Genomic DNA, 12,437 nt, shown 5'->3' on the forward strand with positions numbered 1-12,437 from the left:
AATTAGATCAATCTATTGACTATGCGGCATTTGCACTTTCGATTTTAAACTTGCTTGTTCAGCAACCAATAAATTGGCGATCTGTGTCGGATCTTGAGGCAAACTCAAATGTATTTGACAGGTGAGTTCATGACTATTTTTACGTAACACCAAAATTTCTGCCAAAACTTCAATCGGGCGACCAATTTCAAAATCCGTTTTAACTAAACGCTCTCCACATTGTTGCGCATAATTACGGTCTAATTCCCCGATTTTAATATCATTTAATAACACTTGGATATGATATTTTTCTTGTCTTATTTCAGGTAGGCGTTGTAAACGCATTTTTTTATAGATGGGTTGTATTGTGAGTTTTAGCATCAGTTCAGTGATAATTTTACGCTGCATCGCATGACTTAATTTCAGTGCATAATCAAAGTCATCTATGTCTTGTAATAACAAAGGATGATCACGAAAAAACATATCACGTTCAAACTGATAACGTTGCCAACGTCGTTCATCCAATTGTTGTATCATAAAAAAACCAAGTACAATTACGATGACAACTAAAACTAAAAAAAGCATCTATCCATTCACCTGAAACAAATCAACCAACAAAATAAGGAGCTTACGCTCCTTACTCTAAATCATTATTTTTTACAGGCTTAAATACCATATTTAACACGATAAGCTTCCATTTTTGCCAAAGCTTCTTTTTCACCTTTAGCGTCTAAATATTCCATCAAATCTTTCATGGTAATTAAAGCATGTACAGGAATTTCTAACTCTTTTTGTACTTCTTGAATAGCAGACAATGAGCCTTGACCTTTTTCTTGACGATCTAAAGCAACCAATACACCTGCAATACTTGCACCCGCATTTTTCAAAATAGTCACAACTTCACGAATCGCAGTTCCAGCAGTGATCACATCATCAATGATCCACACTTTTTTACCTTCAACCGCAGCACCGACCAATACCCCCCCCTCACCGTGATCCTTTGCTTCTTTGCGGTTAAAACCCCAAGGTACACTGACACCGTGAATTTGAGAAAGTGCCACAGCTGTTGCTGCAACAAATGGAATGCCCTTATAAGCAGGGCCAAAAATCACCTCAACATTGTTACATTGTGTGATTTTATCTGCATAACCCTGTGCAAGTAGCGATAATGCTTCACCATCGTTGAGCAAACCTGCATTAAAAAAATAAGGGCTCACACGGCCTGATTTTAAAGTAAACTCACCAAATTTAAGCACACCACGTGATAATGCGAGTTCGATAAAAGCTTGTGGGTTAAACTGAGCTGGCGTTGACATGAGGTGCTCCAAATATTCTGTATAGAGGTAAAGACTTGCGCATGATACCAAAGAGTAGCTATCCAAGTGATCAAAAAATTTTACGCGTTGTGTCCATTAACGTAAATGGTCTCCGTGCTTCTGTGACCAAAGGACTTCTTGACTGGATGGAACAATCCGATGCAGACGTGATCTGCATGCAAGAAAGTCGCATTACTCATGCACAATGGACAGACAAGTTTAAACCTGAAGGTTGGTACACACACCTATTCCCCGCAGAAAAAGCTGGCTATGCAGGAACTGCCATCTATAGCCGATTACCTTTTGTATCCGTCAAAGATGGTTTAGGATTTGAATTAGCCGATTCACAGGGCCGTTTTATCAGTGCTGAATTTGATCTCGGTTTAGAACAAAACATCCATATTTGTTCACTTTACCTTCCTTCAGGCTCATCAGGTGAAGAAGCACAAACACGTAAAGATCATTTTTTGGAAGAATATAAAATCATTTTAAAACAATGGCGTGATGAAAATAAATCCGTCATCGTTTGTGGGGATTATAATATCGTGCATAAACGCATTGATATTAAAAACTGGTCAGGCAACCAAAAAGCGTCTGGTTGTTTACCACATGAACGTGCTTGGCTCGACCATATTTATGATGATTTAGGCTATGTAGATACTTTCCGTGAAGTACGTAAAGAAGCTGAAGTTTATTCTTGGTGGTCAAATCGTGGGCAAGCTCGTGCTAAAAATGTGGGCTGGCGCATCGACTATCAAGCATGTTCACCAGACTGGAAAGCACGCACTGTCAATGCTTGGGTCTACAAAGAACAATGGTTTAGTGACCATGCACCGGTCATTATTGATTACCAAATTTAACGCGTTGTAGTCCTTTCTCAATATATTAAGTGAACACATGTTCACTTAATATATGTAAATATCGTACAATGCTTGTCGTGTTATCGTATTTTTTCTTCACCTCAATAAGCGCATTATTGTCTCACGGCACAGGGACATTGTCAGGATGACAGCAAAAGGATAGGACGCCGTAGGATGAAAAGAAAATACTAAACGCAAGTTTAATATTTTTAATGGATTTGACATTGGACGTTGTACTGAGACCCGCATAGTCAGGATGATTAGATGCGGGTTTTCTCTTTCTTATGTTTTAAATAATTACTTTGTTATTTTCAAGTGTTTTCGTTGTTTATCTTTATAATTTTTCTTCATGTTTATATCTCTTAATTTAAACACTTTATCTTTCATTTTTATGACAAGTGATATTTTCACCTTCCATTTCTCATTTTAAATTTTAAATCGTTTTTGGTCATCGCATTTTTTTGCTACCCTAAAATTTATCAGTATTCAAATTTAACGACAAATAGGTTCTCGGCTATGTTGAAAATTTACGGAATCAAAAACTGTAATTCGATGAAAAAAGCATTTGATTTACTCAATGAATTGTCCATTCCTTATGAGTTTCATGATTATAAAAAACAAGGCATAGATGCGGACACATTAAAAAAATGGTTAACGCAGCAAGGAGCAGAGATTATTCTCAATAAAAAAGGCACAACCTGGAAAAAACTTTCTGAACAAGAACAACAAGAGGCTTTAGCAAGCCAAGAGAACCTCATTCAAGCACTCATCATACACACAAGTATGATCAAACGTCCTGTGATTGAAAAAGATGGCATGTACGTGGTCGGTTTTGATGAAGAAAAAATCAAAGCACTCCAATAATATCCAATGCGCGGTAACAACTTAAACAGCGTTTGATCTCATCTGTCACTCTATCTTTTTAAGTTAACAATAAAAAAGCTCGATATGTTCATCGAGCTTTTTTTTAATCATTCATTGACTCAGGATTAGTTGGCACGAATCCAAGTTTGATTACGACCCAATGCTGAAACCCCCATATAACCACGTAAGTTAAGCTTATTACCTGCTAACTCACCTTTAAGCTTATAGGTTTTACCATTTTTGGGATCTAAAATTGTGCCGCCTTCATATTTACCATTTACATTTTTTAAACCGTAAACAATGGTGACACCTTTCAACGATTTATTGTGATACTTCCCTTCACATTTCGTACATGCATTTTCTTCACCTGGCGTCACAATGCTTTGAATCGTAGCTGAAAGCGTACCATTTTTTTGTTCAGTAAATTTCACCACTGCTTTAGCTTGTTTGGTTTCATCATCGATGGTTTTCCATACTGTGCCGTTAAGTGGATCTGCGGCATTGGCAAATGCTGTCACTGTCAATAAACCCATCATTAGTGCTATTTTTTTCATTTTTGTTGATTTCCCTAGTCATCATTAACATGTAATAGTATTCAAAAATTACAACAAATATGCAATTTTTGAATGTGACTATTTAGTGTACCCTTGTAAATAATGTTGGTTATTCAACAAATAAAAACAGTAAAAACCAAACAAAATGGAAAAAGCATGAAGATTAATCCGTTAATGAAACAATTCATCACAGAAACTATTTTAAAGACCAGTTTTAAAATGCCTAGTCGCTTAAATCTCCCACCGACTGCTGTACGTTTTGCTCTCGAACAACTGACACGTGTTTTTCCTCAACCCAAAGGCGTGGTTTTGCGCTCTTTGCGTATTGCAGGTATACATGCTGAAGAAATAAAGCCACAAGCTTCAACCACGCAGATGATTTTTCACATTCATGGTGGTGCTTTTTTCGTTGGTTCACTCAAAACACATCGGGCTTTTTTATCTGAAATTGCACTTCGCACACAAATGCAAGTCTTACATGTGGACTATCCTTTAGCGCCTGATCACCCGTATCCTGAAGCAAGCGATGCGATTTATGATATTTATCAAATGCTTATGGATCAAGGTGTACAAGCCAAAGATATTATTGTTTCAGGTGATTCTTGCGGTGCAAATTTAGCTTTAGCACTCGCATTAAAACTAAAAAAAGACGATCCCGAACATCTACCCAGTGGCTTAATTTTAATGTCACCTTTTTTAGACTTAACATTAACCAGTGAATCTTTACGTTATAATCAAAAACATGATGCTTTACTTTCTGTAGAAGCCTTAGAAACGGGGATTAGTTATTATGTTCCACAAGGTATAGATGCTTCTATTCCTGAAATTTCACCTATTTTTGGTGATTTTAAAGGTCTCCCTCCTACACTTGTACAAGTGGGTTCAAAAGAAATCTTAATGGATGATGCAATCCGTTTCGAGAAAAAAGCTAAAAAAGCCGATGTAGATGTCACCTATAAACTCTATACAGGGATGTGGCATAACTTTCAAATGTTTAGTCCATGGTTTGATGAAGCAAAAAAAGCACTTGCCGATATTGCTGACTTTGCCCATCGACTTGATCAAAGCTAATCACGTTGTAAAAAATATTAAGCAGTCAGTTAGCAATAGCTGCTCACTGCTTATATCGCATTTTTAGACATAATTTTAAATAAAAAAATATTTAGAAAATAATCATTTAGGTTTATAATTTTATAACACATAATTTATGCATTATTTTTCTTTTCAATCTATTTAAAATTGGCTCAGAATCGATATAAAAATATATCTTGAGTCAATTTAGTAAAAGATTAACTTAAAATGCTCCCGTAAAAAATACCGTGTTTTTTATTAAAATATTCTATATTTTAGAGTATGTATAAAAAATACATAAATAATGATTTAAGCTAACTCCCATGAATAATTTAGCAAAAAAAATGATCAATTATATACAATCTAACATTATTATGAGTTGGTCTACTATTCATAAATGTATTTTAGTATTGGTATTGGCTATTTTAATTCATTTACTTTGGATTATGTGGAAAGTTTATATTTTAATCACACCAACACTGTGGCAATGGTTAAACATTTCATTATTAAAACATCAACTTTCGATTAACATTATTTCTATCATTTGTCTGACTATTTTAATTATTATCAGTATTTTTAATCATAAAAAACAATGGGTAAATCATTATTTTAGCTATTTTGTGATTACAACATTTATCTTAATTTTAATATTAGACGGTTATTTAGTTGGAATCTATAGCCCCGCAACAATATTTACCAGTGTTTGTGTCACAGGTATCGGATTAGTTTTATTTAATCAAAAAATTATTTATTTTAATTTAGTTTTAGCGACCTCTATTTTTTCCACTCTAATTTATCTGACCACTAAAAATATCATTCCTTATGCACCTATTTTTAGCCATCAACTATTAAATAGTATTCCCTATCATAATAGTTTTTGGGTTTATAGCATGATTTATTTCATTATTCCTGTGTTATTTGCAGGTCTATTTTTCTTTGAAATACTGCTCATGCAATGGCGCCATAGAGAATCTTTATTTCAACAGATTAGCCAAATCGATCCATTAACAGGGTTATATAATCGACGCTTTTTTGATGATAAAATCAAAGAGCTACAACAACAGCAGCTTTCTTATCTCATTATTTTACTTGATTTAGACCATTTCAAAGCGATTAATGATCGATATGGGCATCACACAGGTGATTTAGCACTTACACACATTGCAAAAACGTTATCTGCATCGGTTCGTAAAACGGATATTGTCGCGCGTTATGGTGGTGAGGAATTTATTTTACTTTTACCACAAATTACAGAAACACAAGCTTTAGAAATCGCAGAAAAGTGTCGAAAAATGATTGCTCACCATCCTTTACAACTCGATGATGGTCAACAGATTTATCTGACGGCTAGTTTTGGTTTAGGCATAACTCGCAACTTAGCAAATATTGATCAAGCGATTTATTTAGCAGATCGAGCACTCTATCACGCCAAACAAGCAGGGCGAAATCAAGTACAAATTTATGATGGAACAACATTTCAGTCATTCCAACATAAAACGCTCAAACCTTGAATGCTAAAGTTTAAGCGGTCGGATCTTCTGCTAAAGCAGGGTAATCAATATAGCCTTCTGCTGTTTGTGAGCCAATCATATTTTCAAACACCAGTTCATTCAAAGGTGCATCCAGAAGTAAACGTTCATACAGATCAGGATTTGAAATATAAGCTTTACCAAAAGACACCGCATCGGCTTTGCCTGAAGCTAAGAGTTCAATGGCATCTGCACGGCTTAATTTCATATTGGCAATATATGGCACGCCACCTGAACGTTCTTTCATATAAATGCTGATACTGTCATCTGCTAGATATTCACGGGTAAAGAAGAACGCGATTTTACGTTTACCCAATTCTTCAAGTGCATAGCCAAAGGTTTCACGTGGATCAGCATCCCCCATGTCATGTTCATCGCCACGAGGTGCCAAATGCACACCCACACGACCCGCCCCCCAAACTTCGATCAAGGCATCGGTCACTTCAAGCAATAGACGGGCACGGTTTTCCACAGAGCCACCGTATTCATCATCACGCTGATTGGTTTTGCTCTGTAAAAACTGATCGATCAAATAACCATTGGCAGCATGGAGTTCAACACCATCAAAACCTGCGTCTTTGGCACGGATTGCAGCCTGTTTATATTGTTCAACAATGCTTTTAATTTCTGAAATTTCTAATGCACGAGGAACAATATATTCACGTTTTGGACGTAGTAAACTGACTTGCCCTGCTTGCTGTACTGCACTTGCCGAAACAGGGGTTTCACCATTCAATAAATCTGGGTGTGATACTCGTCCAACATGCCAAAGTTGAGCAACAATCAAACCACCTTTGTCATGTACTGCCTGCGTGGTTAGCTTCCAGCCTTCCACCTGAGCATCGGTGAATAATCCCGGCGTGTTTAAATAACCATTGGCTTGTTCAGAAATAACCGTCGCTTCAGAAATGATTAAACCTGCACTGGCTCTTTGAGCATAGTACTCTGCCATCATTGCCGTAGGAACACGGTCTATGGTCGCGCGACTACGGGTTAAAGGTGCCATGATGACACGGTTTTTAAGGTGTAAATCACCTAAAATAAGCGGAGAATTCAGTTCAGCCATTTTTGCCTCATTCAGCACCAAAGAGAGAGAATCTCAGCATCTGCTGAGTCTTACAGTGCTTGCTGTAAATGTTCAATATATTGCTGAATAAGAGCTTCATTGCGGGAAAAATAAGACCATTGACCATATTTTTCAGCCTGAATTAGACCTGACTGTTGTAACACAGACAAATGATTTGACATGGTGGATTGTGAGACCTTACCGAGTTTTTCGATATTCCCTGCACAGACCCCACGACTAAAGCCTCCGCACTGTTCTTCGCACAGATATTGCTGCGGGTTTTTCAACCACGCCAAGATCTGCCGTCGAGTCGGATTTGCCAAAGCTTTAGAAATTAAATCAATATCCATACTTAGAACTCGTATCAGACATATTCAAATGCACAACAAAGCATTACCCAGCATCGTTAAACTCAATATATCGTATTTTTTCGATTTTAATATCGATTATTTTAGATATATTGTAAACATGCAGATAATGCTTTGCTTTTTATAAAAATTTAATTTCAGCGATTAAAGCCCTTGCTTTAAGCTCGCCTCAATAAATTTATCCAGATCACCATCAAGAACCGCACCTGTGTTGGAATTTTCCACGCCTGTACGCAAGTCTTTAATACGTGAATCATCCAATACATACGAACGAATCTGGCTGCCCCAACCAATATCAGACTTAGAGTCTTCAAGTGCCTGTGCTGCCTCGTTACGTTTACTCATTTCCAGTTCATACAATTTTGCACGTAACTGTTTCCATGCATGGTCACGGTTGGCATGTTGTGAACGTTGGTTCTGACATGCAACCACAATACCTGTTGGTGCATGTGTTAAACGTACCGCAGAGTCAGTTTTGTTAATGTGCTGACCACCTGCACCTGATGCACGGTAGGTATCTGTGCGAACATCGGCAGGGTTAATATCAATTTCAATATTGTCATCGACTTCAGGTGAAACGAATACTGCTGAGAATGAAGTATGACGACGGTTACCCGAGTCAAAAGGTGACTTACGCACTAAACGATGTACACCAGATTCGGTACGTAACCAACCATAAGCATACTCACCTTCCACACGAATGGTTGCAGATTTAATCCCTGCTACATCGCCATCCGATTCTTCCATCAGTTCGGCTTTAAAGCCATGACGTTCAATCCAACGCATATACATACGTAGTAACATCGAAGCCCAGTCCTGTGCTTCTGTACCGCCAGAACCTGCCTGAATTTCCACATAACATGGGTTCGGGTCCATTGGGTTACTAAACATACGACGGAACTCAAGCTTCGCCAATTCAGCTTCTGCTGTGTCTAACTCTGCTTGTACATCGACCAATAAACTTTCATCATCCGCTTCAACAGCCAAGTCTAAAAGTGCTTGAGCATCTTCAATTTGTGTGGCTAAACCTTCTAAAACGTTGAGTACGTTTTCAAGTTCACCTTTTTCTTTAGCCATCGCCTGTGCACGGCTTTGGTCATTCCAAATGGCAGGATCTTCTAACTCGCGGAGAACCTCTTCTAAACGCTCTTTCTTTAGATCGTAGTCAAAGATACCCCCGTAGTGTAAGACCACGGTCATTTAAGTCTTTTAATTGGTTTAGAAATGGATTTATTTCCACGAGTGCTATCCTATGTATCAAAATTTATTCGGGGGCATTCTATCACAGAGCATATAAACATGAAAAAATGCTTTTATTTTTAGAATAAATTGCTTGTTTCAGCTATAAAATATTGCCTACTTTTACGCGGTATACTGAGGTCAATTGAGCAATTAAATTTCACAATATTTTGGCAAAATGACAACGGCTAAAAAATGTATTGTTACATATTTTGTTTAACTTTTAATCAAAATTTAAGATTACACACATTTTCTACATAGTTTTAATAAAACAAAACATAAATATATATAATTGAAAATAAATAATTTAATTGTTGAATTTTACATTAATTTACCAACATTACAGTTCTGTTACTTTGCAATGATTGACGCATTTATTATTTCCCTTAGACTGAACTTGTAACAAAAGATTTAAAACGATGAAACTATATTTCTTTCAGAGGGGAGAAGAATCCATGAAAAAATTAGCAATCGCTTCAGCAATCGCACTTTCAGCGATCGCAGTTTCAGGCACTGCAAATGCTTATCAAGCAGAAGTAGGCGGTTCTTATACTTATACTGATTGGGATGATTTTGATGCAACACATCAATTCGGTGTAGATGGAACTTACTACTTTAACCCAGTACAAACACGTAATGCTCCTTTAAATGAAGCAGCCTTCCTTGACCGTGCAAGTAATGTAAAAGCACATGTAAATTATGCCGACAATGATGGCATCAAAGATTCACAATATGGTGCAGGCGTTGAGTACTTCGTACCAGGTAGTGACTTTTATTTAAGTGGTAATGTTGGTCGTGACGATCTTGAAGTCGACAACACCAATATTGACAGAAAAGTAACAACATACGGTGCTGAAGTTGGTTATTTACCTGCGCCAGGTTTATTACTTGCTCTAGGTTTAACAGGCTATGATGAAAAAGATGGTGACGACGGCGTAGACCCAACTGTACGTGCAAAATATGTCACTCAAGTTGGTCAATACGATGCGAACTTCGAAGCATATGGTGCATTTGGTGACTTAGATGAATATAAAGTACGTGGCGATTTATATTTAGATAAAACATTAAGTGTTGGTGCTGATTACTACAACAATGACTTAACTGAACGTGATGAATTTGGTATTTCTGCGAAGAAATTCTTAAATCAAAATGTTAGCGTGGAAGGTCGTGTAGGCTTCGGTGATGACTACAATACTTATGGCGTACGTGCAGGCTATCGTTTCTAAGATTAAACGAGCTTAGCAAAACAAAAAACCGCTCAACTTTGAGCGGTTTTTTCATGGAAATGGAAAAATAGCTTACTGTTGTAAATGCAACATTCTCAGTTGCACACTAACATTGCCATTGAACTGATTTTTATCTAATTCATAAACCAAATGTACCTGTGGTTTCGCAGGGTCAAAATCAAAGCGATCTGCAACATTAAATGCTATTGCATCTACAGATTGCCCATTGCCCAGTGCCAATTTCAATTTTAAATGCACGTCTTTCAGCCAACGATGTTCTAATACCTGAAAATGCCCTTCAAATACAGGTGCAGGGAATTTTTGCCCCCAAGGGCCTAAATTTTCAATGGTATTCACGGTCGTCAGTTGAATCTCATGCAATGGTAATTCGCCATCTGTCCATAACGTTGCTTGAAATAACTCATCCTCAGATTGGGCAATCAATTCAGTAAAAATCTGCTTAAATTCTTCAAAGTGCTGCTTTTTGATGGTTAAGCCTGCCGCTGCTGCATGCCCACCAAAGAAACTGACCAAGTGAGGGTGCTGCTCCGCCACTTTTTCAATGCAATCGCGAATATGGATCCCTTCAATGGAACGAGCTGAACCTTTGATATGAATACCATCTTTATCCGCAGCAAAGACGATACTCGGGCGATGAAACTGTTCTTTTAAACGTCCCGCAACAATGCCGATCACGCCTTGATGCCAATCTTCATCAAACATCACCAAGGCGGCAGGTAAATGATTTTGATCTAATTGTAATTTCTCCATCTCAAGCAAAGCTTCCTGCTTCATTTGCGATTCAATTTGACGGCGTTCCAAATTTAAATCATTGAGTTGGCGTGCTAAGGCATAGGCTTTTTGTGCATCGGTTGCCAACAGGCATTCAATGCCAATATCCATCGTGTCCATACGCCCTGCAGCATTAATCCGAGGACCGAGTACAAAACCTAAATCTGAGGCTTTTAACTCTGCGGGTTCACGCCCTGCGATATCGAGCAATGCACTGATGCCAACACGGCATTGATTTTGTTGAATGCGTTTTAAACCTGCATCTACCAAAATGCGATTGTTATAGTCTAAACTTGCCACATCCGCATAGGTTCCCAATGCCACTAAGTCTAAATACTGTGCCATCTTCGCAGCCGACTTTCCTTGTTTGCCACGATAACTACTTAGATTGGCAAGCAAATAAAAGGCAACACCAACCCCTGCTAATGCCTTACTTGGAAAATCACAGCCCAACTGATTTGGGTTCACAACAGCCTCAGCTTTTGGTGTTTCTTTAGTGGTTAAATGATGGTCGGTAATAATCACTTGCATCGCATGTGACTGTGCCTGTTCCACCCCTGCATGACTTGAAATGCCATTGTCCACAGTAATCAATAGGTCAGGTTGAAAACTTTCAAAAGCCAAATCGGCAATTTTAGGTGTTAAGCCATAACCATATTTAAAACGATCAGGCACCAGATAATGCACATCCGCACCCATTTCGGTCAGTGCTAAAATCATCAATGCGGTACTGGTTGCACCATCAGCATCGTAGTCACCCACAATCACAATTTTTTGATGTTCATCTATCGCACGGTCAATGATCTCGATGGCTTGATCAAGACCTTTCAAGGTTGGCGCAAGTAAGTATTTCAGTTTTAAATCGAGTTCTTGCTCAGACTGCACACCACGTCTTGCTAAAATTTCAGCAGCGAAATGTGGCAATTGCGGAAAAACATCAGGAGAGCTTAACAAGGGTCGTTGTCGAATTTTAATTTTATTCACTGCATTCACATGTCATATCAATTAAATAGGATTATAAAGAGTTCCTTTTTCATTCAGCAAGCATAGGATTTTTGCAGCATGTCCAATATAACAATCAGCTTTTGAGTGCTTGTTTAGACCTTAAATAATTCAGTCATTTAGCTTAAAATACCAACAAATTTATACACCATAATCAATTCAACTTTTATAATGAGGATATGATGAAAAAAATTCTTTTGGCATTTGGACTATTCAGCCTACAACATGCATATGCTTTACCTAGCACAATGACTGAAGAGGTCTATTTAAAATCATTTGCTTGTGGTTCAGATAGTTGTTATTTATCTATGGAAATTGCCAATGTAGACAATGTAGACAATGTAGACAATGTTCACCTTTCAACTTTCTGTGGCGACCGTCAATATTGCACGCAATACCATCAAGCATATGAAAATATGATGCAACACCTTGCTGAAGATGAATATCAGGAATATGAACTGAATGACCGTAAAGCACGTGTCAATCTTAAATTAGTGGATAATCCTTATTCAGGACAAAAAATTTATGAAACTCAAAGTATTGTGTATTTAAAAAATTAAATCTTAAAATA

At 37.5% G+C, this 12,437-nt stretch carries 13 protein-coding genes; 6 read left to right on the forward strand and 7 right to left on the reverse strand.

Features of this window, described 5'->3' with window-relative positions; genetic code table 11:
* Positions 1-12: 12 nt before the first annotated feature.
* Positions 13-564, reverse strand: coding sequence for a hypothetical protein (locus tag G0028_RS18005; protein WP_180045531.1), 552 nt, complete (start codon positions 562-564; stop codon positions 13-15).
* 80 nt (positions 565-644) lie between these two features.
* Positions 645-1,295, reverse strand: a complete 651-nt coding sequence (gene pyrE, locus G0028_RS18010) for an orotate phosphoribosyltransferase (RefSeq protein ID WP_130072360.1) — start codon at positions 1,293-1,295, stop codon at positions 645-647.
* A 41-nt stretch (positions 1,296-1,336) separates the two neighbouring features.
* Between pyrE and G0028_RS18015 the strand changes: the two genes are divergently transcribed.
* Together G0028_RS18015 and G0028_RS18020 are read left to right on the forward strand one after the other, a co-directional pair.
* Complete coding sequence (locus G0028_RS18015; RefSeq protein WP_130072361.1) at positions 1,337-2,155, forward strand: exodeoxyribonuclease III; 819 nt, start codon at positions 1,337-1,339, stop codon at positions 2,153-2,155.
* Between the two features lie 516 nt (positions 2,156-2,671).
* Complete coding sequence (locus G0028_RS18020) at positions 2,672-3,019, forward strand: Spx/MgsR family RNA polymerase-binding regulatory protein (RefSeq protein ID WP_180045530.1); 348 nt, start codon at positions 2,672-2,674, stop codon at positions 3,017-3,019.
* Positions 3,020-3,144: 125 nt separating this feature from the next.
* Here G0028_RS18020 and G0028_RS18025 read toward each other — a convergent pair whose 3' ends face one another.
* Positions 3,145-3,573: a DUF2147 domain-containing protein gene (locus G0028_RS18025; protein WP_130072363.1), complete on the reverse strand. Its 429-nt coding sequence runs from the start codon at positions 3,571-3,573 to the stop codon at positions 3,145-3,147.
* Between the two features lie 156 nt (positions 3,574-3,729).
* Between G0028_RS18025 and G0028_RS18030 the strand changes: the two genes are divergently transcribed.
* The gene (locus G0028_RS18030; RefSeq protein WP_130072364.1) at positions 3,730-4,644 is read left to right on the forward strand and encodes an alpha/beta hydrolase; all 915 of its coding nucleotides are present in this window, start codon (positions 3,730-3,732) and stop codon (positions 4,642-4,644) included.
* Positions 4,645-4,988: 344 nt separating this feature from the next.
* Positions 4,989-6,155, forward strand: a complete 1,167-nt coding sequence (locus G0028_RS18035; RefSeq protein ID WP_227554750.1) for a GGDEF domain-containing protein — start codon at positions 4,989-4,991, stop codon at positions 6,153-6,155.
* A 10-nt stretch (positions 6,156-6,165) separates the two neighbouring features.
* Here the strand turns inward: G0028_RS18035 and G0028_RS18040 are convergent, their stop codons facing one another.
* The 3 genes from G0028_RS18040 to prfB form a co-directional block, all read right to left on the reverse strand.
* Positions 6,166-7,239: an alkene reductase gene (locus tag G0028_RS18040; RefSeq protein ID WP_180045528.1), complete on the reverse strand. Its 1,074-nt coding sequence runs from the start codon at positions 7,237-7,239 to the stop codon at positions 6,166-6,168.
* A gap of 50 nt (positions 7,240-7,289) precedes the next feature.
* A complete protein-coding gene (locus G0028_RS18045; RefSeq protein WP_130072367.1) occupies positions 7,290-7,589 on the reverse strand; it encodes an ArsR/SmtB family transcription factor in 300 nt (99 codons plus the stop codon).
* A 162-nt stretch (positions 7,590-7,751) separates the two neighbouring features.
* Positions 7,752-8,847, reverse strand: a protein-coding gene (prfB, locus tag G0028_RS18050; RefSeq protein WP_130072368.1) for a peptide chain release factor 2 whose coding sequence is annotated in 2 segments (ribosomal slippage) — positions 7,752-8,774 and positions 8,776-8,847 — 1,095 coding nt in all. Because the reading frame shifts where the segments join, the coding sequence is not laid out codon by codon here.
* A 454-nt stretch (positions 8,848-9,301) separates the two neighbouring features.
* Between prfB and G0028_RS18055 the strand changes: the two genes are divergently transcribed.
* The gene (locus tag G0028_RS18055; protein WP_130072369.1) at positions 9,302-10,072 is read left to right on the forward strand and encodes a putative porin; all 771 of its coding nucleotides are present in this window, start codon (positions 9,302-9,304) and stop codon (positions 10,070-10,072) included.
* Positions 10,073-10,144: 72 nt separating this feature from the next.
* Here G0028_RS18055 and recJ read toward each other — a convergent pair whose 3' ends face one another.
* Positions 10,145-11,848 carry a single-stranded-DNA-specific exonuclease RecJ gene (recJ, locus tag G0028_RS18060; protein ID WP_180045527.1) on the reverse strand — a complete coding sequence of 568 codons (1,704 nt, stop codon included), beginning with the start codon at positions 11,846-11,848 and terminating at the stop codon, positions 10,145-10,147.
* Positions 11,849-12,048: 200 nt separating this feature from the next.
* Here recJ and G0028_RS18065 point away from each other — a divergent pair, with 200 nt between their 5' ends.
* Positions 12,049-12,426: a hypothetical protein gene (locus tag G0028_RS18065; protein WP_180045526.1), complete on the forward strand. Its 378-nt coding sequence runs from the start codon at positions 12,049-12,051 to the stop codon at positions 12,424-12,426.
* Positions 12,427-12,437 lie beyond the last annotated feature (11 nt).

This window comes from Acinetobacter piscicola (genome assembly GCF_015218165.1).
Classification (GTDB): domain Bacteria; phylum Pseudomonadota; class Gammaproteobacteria; order Pseudomonadales; family Moraxellaceae; genus Acinetobacter; species Acinetobacter piscicola_A.